The sequence below is a fragment of the Hymenobacter monticola genome (assembly GCF_022811645.1).
Taxonomy (GTDB): domain Bacteria; phylum Bacteroidota; class Bacteroidia; order Cytophagales; family Hymenobacteraceae; genus Hymenobacter; species Hymenobacter monticola.
On record NZ_CP094534.1, the window covers coordinates 2753510 to 2769036 of the forward strand.

General features: G+C 63.8%; 14 protein-coding genes. 8 read left to right on the forward strand and 6 right to left on the reverse strand.

The genetic code is table 11. The annotated features are described in order from the left end of the window. Positions 1-8 precede the first annotated feature (8 nt). The 6 genes from rnc to MTP16_RS11540 all read left to right on the forward strand — a co-directional run bounded on the left by rnc (position 9) and on the right by MTP16_RS11540 (position 6132). Positions 9-734: a ribonuclease III gene (gene rnc / locus MTP16_RS11515; protein WP_243519865.1), complete on the forward strand. Its 726-nt coding sequence runs from the start codon at positions 9-11 to the stop codon at positions 732-734. A 172-nt stretch (positions 735-906) separates the two neighbouring features. Next, positions 907-2820 (forward strand): NAD(+) synthase, encoded by a 1914-nt coding sequence (gene nadE, locus MTP16_RS11520; protein WP_243519867.1) that lies wholly within the window; start codon positions 907-909, stop codon positions 2818-2820. A 233-nt stretch (positions 2821-3053) separates the two neighbouring features. Further along, on the forward strand, positions 3054-3695 hold the full coding sequence (locus tag MTP16_RS11525) for an RNA polymerase sigma factor (RefSeq protein ID WP_243519869.1): 642 nt from the start codon (positions 3054-3056) through the stop codon (positions 3693-3695). Beyond that, positions 3688-3975, forward strand: a complete 288-nt coding sequence (locus MTP16_RS11530; RefSeq protein WP_243519870.1) for a hypothetical protein — start codon at positions 3688-3690, stop codon at positions 3973-3975. The genes MTP16_RS11525 and MTP16_RS11530 overlap by 8 nt, the downstream gene beginning before the upstream one ends. A gap of 118 nt (positions 3976-4093) precedes the next feature. Next, positions 4094-5098 carry a prolipoprotein diacylglyceryl transferase gene (lgt, locus tag MTP16_RS11535; protein ID WP_243519873.1) on the forward strand — a complete coding sequence of 335 codons (1005 nt, stop codon included), beginning with the start codon at positions 4094-4096 and terminating at the stop codon, positions 5096-5098. Between the two features lie 299 nt (positions 5099-5397). Beyond that, positions 5398-6132, forward strand: a complete 735-nt coding sequence (locus MTP16_RS11540; RefSeq protein ID WP_243519875.1) for a LytR/AlgR family response regulator transcription factor — start codon at positions 5398-5400, stop codon at positions 6130-6132. Here the strand turns inward: MTP16_RS11540 and MTP16_RS11545 are convergent. From MTP16_RS11545 to MTP16_RS11560, 4 genes are all read right to left on the reverse strand, one after another. Then, positions 6129-7631: a sensor histidine kinase gene (locus MTP16_RS11545; protein ID WP_243519876.1), complete on the reverse strand. Its 1503-nt coding sequence runs from the start codon at positions 7629-7631 to the stop codon at positions 6129-6131. The two genes, MTP16_RS11540 and MTP16_RS11545, sit on opposite strands and share 4 nt — an antisense overlap. A 201-nt stretch (positions 7632-7832) precedes the next feature. Further along, positions 7833-8735 carry an NHL repeat-containing protein gene (locus tag MTP16_RS11550; protein WP_243519878.1) on the reverse strand — a complete coding sequence of 301 codons (903 nt, stop codon included), beginning with the start codon at positions 8733-8735 and terminating at the stop codon, positions 7833-7835. Between the two features lie 46 nt (positions 8736-8781). Further along, positions 8782-9003, reverse strand: a complete 222-nt coding sequence (yidD, locus tag MTP16_RS11555; protein WP_243519880.1) for a membrane protein insertion efficiency factor YidD — start codon at positions 9001-9003, stop codon at positions 8782-8784. 91 nt (positions 9004-9094) lie between these two features. Beyond that, the gene (locus tag MTP16_RS11560; protein ID WP_243519882.1) at positions 9095-9829 is read right to left on the reverse strand and encodes a M48 family metallopeptidase; all 735 of its coding nucleotides are present in this window, start codon (positions 9827-9829) and stop codon (positions 9095-9097) included. 107 nt (positions 9830-9936) lie between these two features. On the opposite strand from MTP16_RS11560, the gene MTP16_RS11565 reads away from it, so the two are divergent. Both MTP16_RS11565 and MTP16_RS11570 read left to right on the forward strand, forming a co-directional pair. Then, positions 9937-10866, forward strand: coding sequence for a hypothetical protein (locus tag MTP16_RS11565; protein ID WP_243519884.1), 930 nt, complete (start codon positions 9937-9939; stop codon positions 10864-10866). Positions 10867-10898: 32 nt separating this feature from the next. Further along, on the forward strand, positions 10899-13031 hold the full coding sequence (locus tag MTP16_RS11570) for a helix-hairpin-helix domain-containing protein (protein ID WP_243519886.1): 2133 nt from the start codon (positions 10899-10901) through the stop codon (positions 13029-13031). Between the two features lie 24 nt (positions 13032-13055). Here the strand turns inward: MTP16_RS11570 and MTP16_RS11575 are convergent, their stop codons facing one another. Both MTP16_RS11575 and MTP16_RS11580 read right to left on the reverse strand, forming a co-directional pair. Further along, the gene (locus tag MTP16_RS11575) at positions 13056-13430 is read right to left on the reverse strand and encodes a four helix bundle protein (RefSeq protein WP_243519888.1); all 375 of its coding nucleotides are present in this window, start codon (positions 13428-13430) and stop codon (positions 13056-13058) included. Positions 13431-13513: 83 nt separating this feature from the next. Continuing rightward, positions 13514-15460: a DUF3857 domain-containing transglutaminase family protein gene (locus MTP16_RS11580; protein ID WP_243519890.1), complete on the reverse strand. Its 1947-nt coding sequence runs from the start codon at positions 15458-15460 to the stop codon at positions 13514-13516. Positions 15461-15527: the final 67 nt, after the last annotated feature.

Sequence of the window (15527 nt, forward strand, 5' to 3'; positions counted from 1 at the left end):
CCTTTCCCTTGCTCGGTTTCGTTTCCCGTTTTTTTGCTTCTGATAAGGCGTTTCGGCAGGCCGTGGCGACGGTGACGGGCCAGACGCCCAAGAACGCCAAGCTGTACCGGCTGGCGTTTACGCACTCCTCGGCGGTGCGTCAGCAACCGGCCATGGGGCGCCACCAAACCAATGAGCGGCTGGAGTTTCTCGGCGATGCGGTGCTGGGCACGGTGGTGGCCGAGTATCTGTTTAAGAAATACCCCTACGAGCAGGAGGGCTTTCTGACGGAGGTGCGCTCGCGCATCGTGAACCGCGAAAGCCTGAACAACATCGCCCTTAAGCTAGGCCTTGATAAGCTGGTACAGCTGGACACGGGGCAGGGCCGCGCCGCCCGCTCGCGCTCCGTGAACGGCAATGCGCTGGAGGCCTTGGTGGGCGCGGTGTACCTGGATTTGGGCTATAAATCGGCCCGGAAGTTTGTGCTCACGCGCCTGGTGAAAGGGTTTGTGGACGTGCACACGCTCACGACGACCACGGCCAACTTCAAGAGCAAGCTCGTGGAATGGGCGCAGCGCCAAGGCAAAGCCCTGCGCTACGACATCACCGGCGAGGCCCGGCCGGGCGGCGCGATGGAGTTTACGGCCACTGTGCTGTTGAACGAGGAGGTCATTGCCACGGGCATGGGCCTGAGCAAGAAGCAGGCAGAGCAGCTGGCCGCCGAGCGGGCGCTGGCGGAGCTGGGAGTAGCTTAGAACAGTGTTGAGTTTTGAGGGTTGAATGTTGAGTGAGCTTTTGGCGCGAAATAGCTGGTATGCGGAGAAAGTGCTGCTTCGATAAAAACCATGTGGCTTTGCTCCCGTTGCTACTATTGAAGTGTTTGATTGACCTCACTCAACCCTCAACATTTAAAACTCAACCCTCCTGATGCGCATTGCCGGAGCCGCCCTCAACCAGATTCCCATTGATTGGGAAAACAACCTTCGCAACATCAAAACGGCCATTGAGCAGGCCAAAGCGGCCGGCGTGCAACTGCTGTGCCTGCCCGAGCTGTGCCTGACGGGCTACGCCTGCGAAGACCTGTTTTTGAGTGACTGGATGCCGGAGTCGGCGCTGACGCACCTGCAGCAGGTGCGGGAATGGACGCAGGGCATCTGCGTGACGGTGGGGCTGCCGGTGCGCCTGAACCACCGCACCTATAACACGGCCGCGGTGCTGCGCGACGGGCAGATTCTGGGTTTTGCCGCCAAGCAGTTTCTGGCCAACGACGGGGTGCACTACGAGACGCGCTTCTTTGTGCCCTGGCTGGCCGGCGAGCAAACCACGGTGACCTGCGACGGCGAAACCTGGCCGCTGGGCGACCTCATTTTTGAGCACGAAGGCGTGCGCTTCGGCTTCGAGATATGTGAGGATGCCTGGCGGGCTGATAACGTGCGGCCCGCCTGCCGGCTCATGGGCAAGGTCGATTTGATTGTGAACCCCTCGGCCAGCCACTTTGCCATGAGCAAAACCGACGTGCGCTACCAGTTAGTGATGAAGGCTTCGCGCACGTTCGACTGCACCTACCTCTACGCCAACCTGCTGGGCAACGAGGCCGGCCGCATCATTTTCGACGGCGAAATTCTGGTGGCACGCAACGGGCACTTGCTGAAGCGCAACCAGCTGCTGAGCTTCAAGGAAGTGGATTTGGAGTGGGCGGACGTGGACTTTTCGGCCGAACTGCTACACGCCGAGGAAATTGTGCCGCTGCCGGCGCCCGACGAGTACAAGGAGTTGAACCAAGCCATGAGCCTGGGCTTGTTCGACTACCTGCGCAAGGCGCGCAGCCGCGGCTTCGTGCTGAGCCTGAGCGGCGGGGCCGACTCCTGCTTCTGTGCCGTGGGCGTGGCCGAAATGGTGCGCCTGGGTGTGGAAGAACTGGGGCTGGACGAGTTCAAGCGCCGCAGCGGCTGCTTCCCAGCCACGGCCGAAACCGTGAAGCAGGAGGGCGCCGGCGGCAAGGCTGAGCAAGTGGTGGAAAGCCCGGCGCCGGAAAGCACTCTGAGTTCTAACCAGCAACTGGTGCAACAGCTGCTCACCTGTGCCTATCAGGGCACCGTCAATTCTTCGGACGATACTTTCAACTCGGCTAAAGAATTGGCCGACAGCATTGGGGCGCGGTTCTATAACTGGACCATCGACGAGGAGGTGACGGGCTACGTGGGCAAGATTCAGGGCGCGCTGGGCCGGGAACTGACCTGGAAAACCGACGACCTGGCCTTGCAAAACATCCAGGCGCGGGTGCGGGCCCCCGCTATCTGGCTGCTGGCCAACGTGCAGAACTGCCTGCTCATCACCACTTCCAACCGCTCCGAAGCCAGCGTGGGCTACTGCACCATGGACGGCGACACGGCCGGTAGCATCTCGCCCATTGCGGGCGTCGACAAAGACTTTGTGAAAAAATGGCTGCGCTGGGCCGAGACCGAGCTGGGCTACACCGCTCTGCGCCACGTGAACGCCCTGCAGCCCACCGCCGAACTGCGCCCGCTGGAAGACAAGCAGACCGACGAGCGCGACCTCATGCCCTACACCCTGCTCAACCGCATTGAGCGCTTGGCCTTCTACGACCGCCTCAGCCCTCGGCAGGTGCTGGCCATGCTGGAAGGCGAGGGCACGGGCTTTGACGAGGAACAGCTGAAAACCTACGTGCGCCGCTTCTACAGCCTCTGGAGCCGCAACCAGTGGAAGCGCGAACGGTACGCGCCCAGCTTCCACCTCGATGACTACAACGTGGACCCGCGCTCCTGGCTGCGCTTCCCCATCCTCAGCGGCGGCTTCTCGGAAGAGTTGGCGGGGCTGTAGCGCTTGCTGATGCCAGAACTTGTACCCCGAAGCTCCGCTTCGGTCCGCGTCGAACGATTGATGTTCGCCCGGGCCGAAGCGGAGCTTCGGGGTACAAGTTCTTTCAAAAGCCGAGTGATGAAAATAAAATAGCAAACCCGCGCAAGTTTGGTCGCTGAATGGGACCTATTGCCTTGTAGCTTCGGCCTGGTGAATGCTAGCTCTGCTTTACATCGCCCTTTTACTTTCTATTTGTGGCTTGCGCGCTCCCGCTGATTTTGGTCGATGACTCACCAGTCAGTTCCTGTTTAATTGACCCAACTGCGGCGGCCGAAGCCGAGCTGGTAGCGCAGTTGCAGCAGGGAAGCGAAGCTGCTTTTCGCACGCTGGTTGAGCGGTATCAGGACCGTATTTACCAAATGGTTCTCTCCTTGTTGCGCAATCCGGAAGAGGCCGAGGACGTGGCGCAGGAGGTTTTTGTGGAGGTGCACCAAACCATTGGTAGGTTCCGGGGCGAAGCGACGTTGAGCACGTGGCTGTACCGGCTGGCCACGTCGCGGGCGCTGAAAAACCTGCGGCGGGCCCGGACCAAGAAGCGCTTTGCCTACTTCACCAGCCTGCTGGGTTTTGGCAACGACGTGCTGCACGAGGTGCCCACCCACGCGCACCCTTTGGCCCTGCTGGAAGGCCAGCAGCAGCTGGGCCTGCTGCTCGACCACATTGCCCGCCTGCCCGACCAGCAGCGGGTGGTCTTCACGCTGCGCCACGAGCAAGAGCTGAGCTACGAGCAGATTGCGGCCGTGCTCCGCACCTCCGTACCCGCCGTCGAGTCGCTCCTGTTTCGGGCCCGCAAAACCCTTCGCACCCGCCTGCAACCCCATTTTCGCCATGAATAAGCCCGACTCTCGCCCCGAGGCCGATGCGGCCTGGGATGCCTTGCTGCGGCAACTCCCCAGCCAGTCCCGGGCCCAGCCCCGGCCCTTTTTCTATGGCCGGGTGCAGGCCCGCCTCGCCGCCGAAACATCGACAGAAAAGCTGCGGGTGCCCGGCTGGCTGCGGCGGCCGGCCTTTGCGGCCCTGCTGGCAGCGTTGGTGCTGAGCCTTTCCGGCGATGGTGCCACGACAGGCGCTGCCAGCCGCACGGGCATGCAAGCCCCGCGTTTGCTGCCGCGCTGAAAATGCCCGATTTCCAGGCTTGGTGCGACGAAACGCCTGAGCTGTGCTTCCCTTCATTCGCCGGGCAAGGAGCCCGGGGGCTGAGTACCTTTGAACCCATCATTCATTTTTGCCCCGCATGCCGCCCTTTCTCGCCGCCATTTTCTGGAACGTCAACCCCATCATTGCCCACCTGGGGCCGGTCACGCTGCGCTGGTACGGGCTGTTTTTCATGCTGCCCTTCGTGGTGGGCACGTTCATCCTCACGCACATCTACCGCTCCGAGCGGGTGTCGCCGCAGTGGGTCGATGTGATTACCATTTACATGCTCATCGGCACCATTGTGGGCGCCCGGCTGGGCCACATGCTGTTTTATGATTTCGAGGCGCTGATGGCCGACCCCATGGTGGTGTTCAAAATCTGGCAGGGCGGGCTGGCCAGCCACGGCGCCACCATCGGCATCTTGTTCGCCTGCTGGCTGTTTGCCCGCAACAATAAGTTCGACTACCTGTGGGTGCTCGACCGCATTGTGATTGTGGTGGCGCTGGGCGGCGCCTGCATCCGCACCGGCAACCTGATGAACTCTGAAATCGTGGGCAAGCCGACGGACGTGGCCTGGGCCTTCGTGTTTCCGCGCGATGTGGAGCACTGGAAGCAGTTCGCGCCCAACCAGCCCGTGCCCGCCGGCTCTTATGCCGTGCAGCGCATTGCCAGCCCCGAAAAAGGCCGCGAGGCCGAAGTGGTGAGCCGGCCCATCACCGGCGCCGTCACGGCCGATACAAACGTGGCCGTGCCGCGCCACCCCACCCAGATTTACGAGGCGCTGTTCTGCATCTTCCTGCTCGTGCTGCTCTACTCAATGTGGAACCGCACCAAAGACCGCACACCGCGCGGGCAGCTGTTCGGGTTGTTTGTGGTGCTGTTGTTCACACAGCGCTTTTTGGGTGAGTTTTTGAAGGAGAATCAGGTGGAATTCGAAAACGGCCACCTCTTCAACCAGGGCCAGTTGCTGAGCATTCCGCTGATTCTCATTGGCATCTGGGTGCTGTGGCGGGCTGGCAAAGACCCGAAGAACCCCTACGGCTACGCCCCGCGCGACCTGGAGGAAAAAGAGGCGGCCGCCCTGCCGCCCACAGCGCGCTAAATCGCGCCGCGGAGCTTGCATAAAGCGAAGTTAATTTATTGACAAACAAATAGGTGGATGCGGGCCAGGGCTTGGGCCGTGCTTCGGGCTGTTTGATTCGGCGCGGGCAGAAGATGGTTCAACGTCCGCGCCGCTGGGTTAAACGAATAGGGGAAATGCAGGCGGCAGAGCGGGTATAGCTTGCCGTCAGTCGGCGGCGGGTACAAGGGCCCCAAAGCTTGGGGAGCGGCCCGGCCGCCGACGTTCACCCGGGCAGTGGCGCTTGCTGATGGCGCTGCTTTGCCCCAAAGCCCCCGCCGATGCAGCCCACCGCTCCGCTCACCTGCCTGGTTGTCGACGACAACGAGATGAACCGTCTTCTCCTGGAGCACCTCATCGAGCTCACGCCGCAGCTGGAGCTGCGGGCCTCGTTTGCCAATGGCGTTGATTGCCTGAACTTTTTCACGCAGGGCGGGCAGGTCGACGTGTTGTTTCTCGACATCGAAATGCCTCAGCTCACGGGCCTGGAGCTGGTGCGCATTCTGCCCGAGCCCCCGCCCGACATCGTGCTCGTGACCTCGCACCGCGACTACGCCGTCGATGCCTTCGACCTGCACGTGACGGACTACGTGGTGAAGCCCGTGGAACTGCCCCGCTTCCTGCAGGCCGTGCAGCGGGTGGTGCAGCGCCGCCAGGCCGCACCCGTTCAGCCCCGGCCCAGCCTTGCCGCCGCGGCCGCCGAAAGCGAGTTTATCTTCGTGAAGGTGAACAAAAAGCTGCTTCAGGTGCGGCTCGACGACATTCTCTACGTCGAAGCCCTGTCGGACTACTGCGTGCTGGTGCTCGACAAGCAGAAACTCATCGTATACAGCTCGCTCCGGCGCTTGGAAGAGCGGCTGCCGGTTCCGCGCTTCGTGCGGGTGCACCGTTCCTACATCATCAACATGCGCCGCATCGAATCGGTGGAAGACCACATGGTGCGGTTTGCGCAGGTGGAAGTGCCGGTGGGCAAATCCTACCAAGAAGCGTTTCAGCGCCAGCTGCGGGAGTTTTAAGCCTGCGTCTCCGCAGGCAACTCGGTCGGCACGGCGGCCAGTGCCCGCTCCACCAGGGCCACCAATTGCGCGGTCAAGGCGGGGCGCTCGGCGGTGGGCTGGCCCGGGCGGGGGGCTTTTTCGAGCACCGCTACCAGGGGCGCTACGTCGGCCACGCCCATCATTTCCAGGCTGGGTTTGATGTGGTGCGTGATTTCGGCCGCCCGGTCCCACTGGCTGGTGGCGGCGGCTTCGCGTAGCTGCCCGAGGCTGGCGGGCATGTTGGCGAGAAACGAGCGGATAATGCGCGTCACGAAAGCCGCGCGCCCGTGGGCCATGGTGCGCAGCTTGGTCAGGTTGTAGGGCGCGGGGCCGCGCGGGGCGGCATGCAGGGCCTCCAGCTTAGCATACAGTTCGGCTTCGTCGAAGGGCTTGGCCAGGGTGTCGTTCATGCCGGCGGCGCGGTAGCGCTCGTTGTCTTCGCGGAAGGCATTGGCCGTGAGGGCCAAAATGGGCACCTGGGCCCGCCTGGGGTCGGGCAGCCGGCGCACGGCCTGGGTCACTTCCACGCCGTTCAGGCGGGGCATCTGTATGTCCATCAGCACCACGTCGTAGTCGTGGTGGCTGAGCAGTTGCAGGCCCTGCTCGCCGTCCACGGCCTCTTCCGGCAGCACGCCCCATTCTTCCAGCATGAAGCGGGCCACCTCGCGGTTGATTTCGTTGTCGTCGACCAGCAGCACCCGCAGCCCGGCCAGCGCACCCGTGTTGAAGTTGGCCCGTCCGGCGGCCGCCGCGGGCGGCTCGGCAGTCGGGAGCGTGAGCGTAAAGGCAAAGGTGCTGCCTAGGCCCGGCGTGCTGTTCACGCGAAGCGTGCCGCCCAGTTGCTCCACCAGCGCCCGGCTGATGCCCAGCCGCAGGCCCGTGCCACTAAACCGCCGCGTGAGGCTGGCACAGGACCGGGCGGGGCTCTCCGGCGCCGGGACCGGCCGGGGCGTTGGAATGCCAACGCCGGTGTCGGCAACCTGAAATTCGAGCGTAAGGTGGGTGGCAGTCTGAGTTACCGGGCGTGCCGTCACGCTGATGCTGCCCTGCTCGGTGAACTTAATGGCGTTGCTCACCAGGTTGAGCAGGATTTGGTTGAGGCGGTAGGGGTCGCCCACCACCCAGGCCGAAGGCAAAGAGCTGGCCGTGAGGTTTTCGTAAAAAGCCAAGCCTTTGGCCTTCGCCTGCTCCTGGCCAGGCTGCAGCGCCTGGCTTATCGAGTCAAACAGGTTGAACGCTACCTGCTCAAAATCGAGCGGGCCGGCCGAAATCCGGGCCATGTCCAGCACGTCGTCGATAACTCCCAGCAGGTGCTGGCCCGAGGCATTGATGACGCGCAGCAACTCTTGCTGATGGGCGTCGAGGTTGGTTTTGGACAGCTGGCGGGCCATGCCCAACACGCCGTTCAGGGGCGTGCGGATTTCGTGGCTCATGCCATCCAGGAAATCCTGCGAGGCAGCAGATAAAGAAGGAATCAACGGACAGGGATAAATAGCGCAGCTCTTAAAGCCGCAAGTTGGGCGCAATGGTGCCCAGCCGGCGCGGCAATCAGGGCCAAAGGGCTTTTTTACTGGCCCAAGAGCAACCCTGGCTGGCCGGAGTTCCGCCGCCAAATCTTAAATCAGGCGCAAGTTCCATTCGACCAAGCCCGTAGCTGCCCCAACTCTACTGCTCCAACCCTACGGCAGCGTGTACTCGAACAGCCCGCCCTGCTCGGTGCTGATGAGCAAGGTCTTATCGTCTTTGAAGACGGCGCCTTCGGTTTGGCCGGCGCCGGTGAGGGCCACTTGCCGGGGCGTGGCTTTCAGGATGTCGGCCCAGGAGTTGCCGTCGAGGATGAACAGCTCGCCGCGGCCCAGCAGCACGAGGCGGCGGCCGTCGGGGCGCAGAGCGGCGTCGGTCACCTGGCCGGGAATGGCGATGGCGCCCACTTTTTTGGCCGTGTAGTCGCCGGGCTGGTCGGGCACACTATACACGTTGCTGGTGCTGCTCTGGCCCCGGTCTTTGGTGAACAGCCACACCCGGCCGTCGTGCCAGAGGCTGGCTTCGCAGTCGAAGTTGCGCTGCTTTTTCTTGGGAGGAAACTCGTTTTGGTCGGGGTATTGGAAGGCGATGATGCCCGCTTTGGCCGGAGTATCGGGCCGGAATTTGATGATGCGCAGGTCGTGGCGCGTGCTTTCGTTGTTGCCGCAGTCGCCGATGTAGTAGTTGCCCTGGCCGTCGCGGCTCAGGCTTTCCCAGTCGGTGTTGTCGGCGGGCACGTCCAGCTTGCCCGCTCCCTCGCCGGTGCCCGTGATTTCGTATAGAATGGGCCGGTTGCCGTCGTCGCCGAAGCTGTAGTAGTGGCCGGCCTTGGGGGCCTGGGCCAGGCCGGAGCTTTCGGGCACCACGCCCTTGAGCGAACCCACCTTGACGAGTCCCTGGACTTCGGAGGCGGCGGTTTTGTCTTTGCGGCGGTCGCCGCCCTTGGCGTTTTTGGCTTTTTTGTCGCCTTTCTCGGAGGTGTCGGATTGGGCCTGCGAGCAGGAAGCGGTGGTGAGCAGCAAGGCCAGCGCGGCCGGAAGGAGGGAAGGAAAGCGCATCGAAAGGAGTTCAGACGGTGAACTCCTCCTATACGCAGGCTTCCGCCTAAGGTACGGGGTCGTAGCCGTGGCCGCCCCAAGGGTGGCAGCTGGCAATGCGCCGCAGCGCCAGGCGCCCGCCCCGCCAGGGCCCGTGCTTGCGGATGGCCTCCGCGGCATACACCGAGCAGGTGGGCACGTAGCGGCAACTCGGCGCCGTGAGCGGCGAAATGAAGCGCTGGTAGAACCAGACGAGGCCGAGAAACAAGGCGCGGAATAGGCGGGACATGGGGACTAGTAGTAAGACGTGAGTAGCAAGAAGTAAGACGAAGTGAGCAACAGTATCTTGTTACTTGCTACTCACTTCTTACTACTTAAGGCTACTTCGGCAGCGCGTTCAAATCCGATTTCCAGCGCTCCCAGTCGGGCAGCAGGCGGGTTTGCAGGTCGTAAAAAGCCTTGGAATGGTCGCCCACCAGCAGGTGGCAGCATTCGTGTAGCAGCACGTAGTCGAGGCACTCGGGACGGGTGCGCACCAACTCGGGCGAGAGGCGAATGCGGGCCGTGCGCGGCGTGCAGCTGCCCCAGCGCGTGCGCATCTGGCGCACCGAGAGGGTAGGGCGGGTGAGGTTAAACTCCGCGAAGCGCGGCCACACCCGGGCCAGCGACTCGGCAAACAACGGCCCTGCTTGCCGGGCATACCAAGCGTGCAGAAGGGCTTCGGTTTCGGCTTCAGTAAGCGGCGCGGGGCTACTGATAACGAGTGTTTCTTCCTCCAGAGCCACGCCAGGCCGAGAGGCTTCGGCAAAACGCAGCGGGTAGGCCTGGCCCTGATAAAGGTGCAGGCTGCCGGCCTCGTAGCGGCGGCTGGGTGCGGGCGCCGGGCGGCGGGCAAAGCTTTCCCGGTGTTTGAGAATCCAATCGGCTTTGCGCAGCACCTGCTGGGCCACCCACTCGGGCGAGGTGCCGGCGGGGGCGCTGATGTGCACGCTTCCGTCGGGCCGCACAGCGAAGCCGATGGTGCGGCGCGAACGGAAAACCAGGGTGTAGTGAAGCGGTTGGTTGCGGTAAAGAAGGGTTTCGCGGCGGGGCGCGGCGGAGAAGGAGCGGGGCATACGGCAGCAAGTTCGGCAAGGGCGCCGGGATGGATAACCGCCGAGTCCACCAAAATAATTTCGAAACCAAGCTCAAGCAATTGCCGGCCGCGTGGTACCTTCCCGTCATGCAACACTGTTTACCCCGGTATCTTTCAATAATTGGTTTCTTTTGGGCTTGTTCGGGTGGGCTGACGGCCGCCGCGCAGGGCAACGGCCCGGGTGTGCGGGGCGCCCGCGCGGCCGGCCTCAGCAACGCCTCGGTGGCGCTGGCCGGCGAGGTGTGGAGCATGGGCAACAACGTGGCCGGCATCGGCGAGATTAAGCAGCCCAGTGTGGGGTTTTACGGCGAAAACCGCTACTTCAGCTCGGCCCTGAACGTGGGCGCGCTCACCGTAGCGCTGCCGCTGGGCCGCCAGCCCAACACCGGCACGCCCACCGACGGCATGGCCGCTCCCCAGGTAGTGGCGCCGGCCGCCCGCACCTGGGCCCGCCACGGCGTGGTGGCGTTTGAAGCGCAGCGCTTCGGCGGCGTGCTCTACAACGAAACCCGCGTGGGCGCCGGCTACGGATACCGCTTCGGCCAAATCAGCCTCGGCGCCCGCGTCGACATGCTGCAAGTGAGCATCGAGGGGCTGGGCAGCCGGCGCGTGCTGCTGGGCACGCTGGGCGGGCAGATTGAGGTGCTGCCCAACCGCCTGACCTTCGGCGCCTCGCTCTACAACCTGAGCCAAACCCGCCTGGCCAGCTACCAGGACGAGCGGGTGCCCACCGTCCTCAAGGCTGGCCTGGCCTACCGGCCCGGCTCGCAGGTGCTGCTGGTGGTCGAAACCGAAAAAGACGTGGAGCGTGCCGCCAATTTCAAAGCGGGCCTGGAATACCGGCCAGTGCCAGTGCTGGCCGCGCGCCTGGGCCTGGCTTCGCTCACCGAGCAGGCCAGCGCGGGCATCGGGCTAGCGACTGGGAGCTTTCAGCTAGACTACGCGGCGGCGTTTCAGCAGGCGCTGGGTTTCAGCCATCACCTGAGCATCAGTAAGTCGTGGGGCGGGAAGCAATGAAGAGAACTTTACGCTTAGCTACTTCGGGGAAGATGCGAAACGGCCTGGCTGGGCTGGTAGCTGGCAGCGCCTTGCTGCTAAGTCATTCGCTGAAAGCGCAGGACTACGTGCGGCGCGCGCCCGACCTCGACCGATTGACGCAGGAGCTGTTTGCCGAAATCCAGTCGGACCAGGTACCCTACGAGGACCTGTACGAGACGCTGCTGCAGTACTACCAAACGCCCATCAACCTCAACACCGCCACCCGCGAGGAGCTGCGCGGGTTGCTGCTGCTCAACGAAAACCAGATAACCACGCTGCTCAAGCACCGCCAGGAAAACGGCGACCTGCTGAGCGTGTATGAGCTGCAAAGCATTGAGGGCTACGACCTGCGCACCATCAACCGCATTCTGCCCTTCGTGACAGTGCAAAGCAGCAACGCCAACCGCAGCCGCGGCACGCTGTGGCAGCGCATTGCCCGCGAAGACAACAACGCCCTGTTTCTGCGCTACGAGCGGGTGCTGCAGCAGCGCCAGGGCTACACGCCGCCCACCATCTACCAGGGCCAGCCCACTACGCGCTACCTCGGCTCGCCCGACAAGATGCTCATTCGCTACCGCGTGAGCCACACCAAGGACTTTAGCCTGGGCTTTTCTCTGGAAAAGGACGCCGGTGAGCAATTCATTTGGAACCCGAAGAACGGGCAGTTCGGAGCCGACTATGTGTCGGCGCACTTCGTGCTGCAGGAGCGGGGGCGGCTCAAAACCCTGGCGCTGGGCGACTACCAGCTGCAGTTCGGGCAGGGGCTGCTGCTGTCGTCGGGCCTGGGCGTGGGCAAGGGGGCCGAAACCATTACCACGCTGCGGCGCTCGTCGCTGGGCGTGCGAGCGTACTCGTCGCTGCTCGAAAACACGTTTTTCCGGGGCGGGGCGGCCACGGTGCAGGTGGCGCCCACGGTGCAGGCCACGGCGTTTGTGTCGCACAAGAACGTGGACGCCAACCTGCAGCAAAGCCAGGATTCGCTGGCGCAGTTCGACGAGTTTACTTCGGGCCTGCTCTACACCGGCTTCCACCGCACGGCCTCGGAGCTGGCCAACCGCCACCAGCTGCAGGAAACCATCGGGGGCGGCAACGCCACTTACACCAGCCGCGACGGCAACCTGGCCATCGGGGCCACGGGCGTGTTCACGCACTACGGCACGGCCTTGCTCAAGCGCCCTGAGCCCTACAACCGCTTCGAGTTCAGCGGCAAGGAAAACCTGGCCCTCAGCCTCAACTACAGCTACGTGTACCGCAACTTCCTGCTTTTTGGCGAGACGGCGCGCAGCAGCGGGGGCGGCCTGGGCACCGTGAACGGCCTGCTGGCCAGCCTGGGCCCGCAAGTGGACGCGGCCCTGCTGGTGCGCCACTACGACGCCGACTTCCACACGCTCTACGGCAACGCCTTCAGCGAAAACACCCGCAACATCAACGAAACCGGCGTGTACCTCGGCCTGAAGGTGCGGCCCATTGCGCAGTGGGAAATATCGGCCTACTACGACCAGTTCCGCTTTCCGTGGTTGCGCTACCGGGCCAGTTCGCCCACCGACGGCCACGACGCCCTGGTGCGCGTGGCCTATTCGCCCACCAAAACCAGCTTGCTCTACGTGCAGGCCCGCCAGCGCCTCAAGCCCCGCGACCTGGCCACCGCTGACCTTGTCAACATCGCCGCCAACCGCGTGCTACCCCTGCCCGGCGAGCAGCTGCGCCAAAGCCTGCTGGTGTACTACAACACCGACGTGAGCACGGCGCTCAGCCTGCGCACCCGCATGCAAACCTCGCGCCTGCGCGACGACACCAATCTGGCCTGGCGCAGCGGCTACGCCCTGGCCCAGGACGTGAGCTACCAGCTCAACCGCAGCCTCAAGCTCACCGCCCGCTACTCGCTCTTCGACGCCGACGACTACGACACCCGCCAGTACGTGTATGAGCAGGACGTGCTGCTGGCCGTGTCCATCCCCGCCCTCTACGGCCAGGGCACCCGCGTCTACGGCATCGCCGAAATCCGCCTCAACCGCTCCATGACGCTGTGGCTGCGCTACGCCGAAACCCGCTACCGCCACCAGGGCACAATTGGGAGCGGCCTCGAAACCATTCAGGGCTCGCTGCGCAACGAGGTGAAGGCGCAATTGCGGGTGAAGTTTTAGGTATTCGGTTTTTGGTGTTGGGTTTTAGGTTTTTGGTGTTGGGGTGTTACGGCGGTAGGTTATTAGGTTATTGAGCATTCGCATTCCATCTGCTAATAGCTGGAGAAGTGCTTCGGCCTCATGGGTGGAAACCAGACGACGTTCCTGCGCGCGTTTCACCCACAGGCAGGTTTCACGGGCTGACCCACGGGCAATGACGAAAAAGTGAAGCGCGTCAGCCTTGCTGTAGCGTCCATCGCCTTCTACTAAATTGGCCCCGATGCTATCGGCAGAGCGAATAATCTGTTTACCAATAGTATCCTGGGCCAACAACTTCCACTGTTGCACCATATCCCAAATGCGTCCCGTGGCTTCCTCAAAGCGCGCGAAGACCATCAGTTCCTCCATTGGTTGATGCATAAAGAAGAGCAGATTATTGAATCAATACCGAACACCCAAAACCTAAAACCTAACACTTAAAACCGAACACCCAATACCTACCCCTAGCTCTCCGTCTTCAGCAGCACCACTTGGGCCTTGTCGGCGGCGCTGATTTTACGGCGGAAATCCAGGTAGCCGGCGTAGGCGGTGGCGGGCAGCTGGCCGCGCTTCATTTCGAGGCGGCGGATGTACTGAATGCTGCCATCAGGCAAGGCAGCATACTGGCTGGAATAGATGCCATAAGCGGTGCTGAGCTGCACGGGCGCGGGCAGGTTTTCGGGCTTGAAGCCGGCGGGCAGGTGCAGGCGCACGGTGTCGGCGTGCAGGCAGGCGTCGGACAGCCACACGGGCGTCTGGCGCTCGCCCACCTGGGCGGGCAGGGCGGGCAGGCGGCTCAATAGGTTGGGCGCAATGAACACGCGCTTGCCGCTGGGCGCCGCGAAGCCCGGCAGCGCCAGGCCCAGGGTTTCGACGATACCGGGCGCGCCCTTGCTGGGTGTGGCAGCCAGGTTGAATTTGGTGAGCGTAAAGGTGGGCAGCCGGAGGTGGTCGGTGACGTACTTCTTCTGGTCGGTAGGGCCCAGCTCGTGCAGCAGCTGGGCATACAGGTCCTGCTCCTGGCCGGTGCGCAGGGTGCGCGCCGTGGCCGTGGCCCCGCCTTTTTCGTCGATGAACAGGTCGAGGCGGCGCTCCTGACGGTTTTCGGCCACGCCGTAGCGGGGCGTGGCCACCAGTTGTCCGCCCTTGGGCGTCACCAGCAGGGCGTGGCGGTTGCCGGTGAAGCTGCCCATGTAGCCAAACGGCGCGGTCTGGCTGGTGCATTCCAGCCACAGGGTGTCGGGCTTGCCGGCCTGGGCCAGGGGCACGCACACAATGGCGTGGTTGAACTGCGAGCTGGGGAAGTCGGCGCGCAGGTCGGGGCGGTCGGCGCCGGCGCCCACCAGGGCCACGTAGGCGGGCACGCCGGCGGCGGCCAGCAGGGCCGTGGTGTAGTTGCTCAGGGCCTTGCAGTCGCCGTAGCCGTTGCTGGCCACCGAGCTGGCCGGGAAGGTTTGCCAGCCGCCCAGGCCCAGCTGCACCGAGATGTAGCGGGTGCTGCCCTGCAGCATTTCGTACACGCGCCGGGCCTTGGTGCGGGCATCGGGCGCATCCTTCACCAGGGCCTGCACCTTGGCCACGGTGGCGGGCGGCAACACGTCGCGGCCGGCGTTCAGCTCGTAGCTCCACTGGCCCAGGCCCTGCCAGGTGGCAGCTGTGCCCTTGTAGCCTTGCACTTCAAAATTGCCGGGCGCCAGCACCACCGCGGGCGTGGTGTAGGCCAGCGGCGGGGCGGCTTCTTCCTCTTCCACAGCAGGCAGGTTAGCTAGCCGCCATTCGTACACTTCCTGGCCGGACGCGCTGCCACGCGTCACGGCCACGCCCTTGGGCAGCTGCCGCTCCTGGTAGCGCAGGGGCAGGGCGGACGGCGTCGTCACCTTGAAGGTGGCGCTTTGCACGGCCAGGCCTTCCTCGTCCTGGGGCTGAAAGCTGGGGTAAAACAAGGCATTATCCACCGCCAGCTCGTAGTCAAATTCCACGGTGTAGGGCGTTTGGGGCTGGCGCAAATCGGCGTAGCGCACGCGCACGTCGGTCATGAAATTGCCGCCCGCGTCGCCCACGCCCTGGTCGTGGATTTCGGCAGCGCGCAGCTGGTGCAGCAGGCGGCCGTCGGCGTCGTACACGGCGCCGCGCAGGTAGTTAAGAGCGTGCAGCGCGTCGTAGCTCACCGAGTGGCGGCCCTGGTCGTCGCCGGCCGCATCCAGCACTGTAACCACGCGGTGCACGGCGTATACCAGCCGCCCGGCCGACTTCACGGTTACCACTTCGTCGTTGGCGCGGAGCACGGCGTGGGCGCCCTCGCGCAAGGCCGTTGGAATGTCGGCCACCGCGTACTTGGGCGCCGGCGCGGCCGGGGGCAGCAAAAGGCCACTCAGGGGCAAGGCGGCCAGAAGGGAAAGTAATGCTTTCATCGTTCGTGAGGAATCAAGCAGGAAAAAAGGCGTCCTGTCGAGCACAGCCGAGACAGAGCGCCTTTTC

What these genes read in the sequence shown, in the direction of transcription:
- lgt (WP_243519873.1), top strand. Translation starts at nt 4,094, where the DNA reads ATGCCGCCCTTTCTCGCCGCCATTTTCTGGAACGTCAACCCCATCATT.
- MTP16_RS11570 (WP_243519886.1), top strand. Translation starts at nt 10,899, where the DNA reads ATGCGAAACGGCCTGGCTGGGCTGGTAGCTGGCAGCGCCTTGCTGCTA.
- MTP16_RS11575 (WP_243519888.1), bottom strand. Translation starts at nt 13,430, where the DNA reads ATGCATCAACCAATGGAGGAACTGATGGTCTTCGCGCGCTTTGAGGAA.
- yidD (WP_243519880.1), bottom strand. Translation starts at nt 9,003, where the DNA reads ATGTCCCGCCTATTCCGCGCCTTGTTTCTCGGCCTCGTCTGGTTCTAC.
- MTP16_RS11560 (WP_243519882.1), bottom strand. Translation starts at nt 9,829, where the DNA reads ATGCCCCGCTCCTTCTCCGCCGCGCCCCGCCGCGAAACCCTTCTTTAC.
- nadE (WP_243519867.1), top strand. Translation starts at nt 907, where the DNA reads ATGCGCATTGCCGGAGCCGCCCTCAACCAGATTCCCATTGATTGGGAA.
- MTP16_RS11530 (WP_243519870.1), top strand. Translation starts at nt 3,688, where the DNA reads ATGAATAAGCCCGACTCTCGCCCCGAGGCCGATGCGGCCTGGGATGCC.
- MTP16_RS11580 (WP_243519890.1), bottom strand. Translation starts at nt 15,460, where the DNA reads ATGAAAGCATTACTTTCCCTTCTGGCCGCCTTGCCCCTGAGTGGCCTT.
- MTP16_RS11550 (WP_243519878.1), bottom strand. Translation starts at nt 8,735, where the DNA reads ATGCGCTTTCCTTCCCTCCTTCCGGCCGCGCTGGCCTTGCTGCTCACC.
- MTP16_RS11565 (WP_243519884.1), top strand. Translation starts at nt 9,937, where the DNA reads ATGCAACACTGTTTACCCCGGTATCTTTCAATAATTGGTTTCTTTTGG.
- MTP16_RS11540 (WP_243519875.1), top strand. Translation starts at nt 5,398, where the DNA reads ATGCAGCCCACCGCTCCGCTCACCTGCCTGGTTGTCGACGACAACGAG.